Origin of the sequence: Acinetobacter sp. YZS-X1-1, assembly GCF_000804305.1 — a bacterium.
In the GTDB taxonomy this organism is placed as follows: Bacteria; Pseudomonadota; Gammaproteobacteria; order Pseudomonadales; family Moraxellaceae; genus Acinetobacter; species Acinetobacter variabilis.
Genome location: NZ_JWHB01000072.1, coordinates 1 through 852, shown reverse-complemented (window position 1 = coordinate 852; position 852 = coordinate 1). Strand labels below are relative to the sequence as shown.

Genomic DNA, 852 nt, shown 5'->3' with positions numbered 1-852 from the left:
CTAAATCCAGTGCGTCTACCAATTTCGCCACATCCCCGATGGCTGTGTATATTATAGAGATAGCAGGTCATTGACAAGTGATTTTACAAGCAATCACTGCCTATTCCGCTATAAATTAAACAGTTAATGCAATTTTTTTATTTTTTATAAGATTTAACAAGAAAACTCGGCCTTATGAGGTTTCTTTGCTACTGCTTTGAACTTGATCTCTAAGCCTCTTTAGTTCAATCCCAGCAGATCACAGACCTCTAGAACCTCACTTATCTTGATCAAGCATGTTGTTTAAACAATAAATTAATCCAATACAAAGAATAAAAAGCCGAGCCAATAAAAATGTCGCACTAAATTTCAGGCAAAAAAAAACAAGGCATTAACCTTGTTTCTTCATATATGGTGGGGATAGAGAGACTCGAACTCTCACGCCCAGAAGGCGCTGCGACCTGAACACAGTGCGTCTACCAATTCCGCCATATCCCCGTGGCTGTGTATATTATAGCGATCGCATCTGCTTGACAAGCGATTCTATGATCAACTCGGTGTTTTTATATCAAAAATTAATCAGTTAATTCTTTGATGATTAAATACTGGCTTATTTTTAATAAAACCGCTTAATTTCATTTCTCCGATTTAAAAAATCAAGTTATTTGAAAGAGTGCTGAATATTAATTTTAATAGTGTTTAGATCAGCCAATTGATTGAATATTTTAAAGGACTTCCCTCTTCTCACCCTCACTGATACTTAGTTTGAGTATTTAAAATCTACTCATCGAAAGTAAGCGAATAATGAAAATGAGATTAAAAGATGGCTCAGCCTTAAATTCCAGGCAAAAAAAAACAAGGCATCAACCTTGT

General features: G+C 35.3%; 1 tRNA gene. It reads right to left on the bottom strand.

What is annotated here, in order from left to right:
• Positions 1–391: 391 nt before the first annotated feature.
• Positions 392–477: transfer RNA gene (locus RJ01_RS15550), tRNA-Leu, on the bottom strand.
• Positions 478–852: the final 375 nt, after the last annotated feature.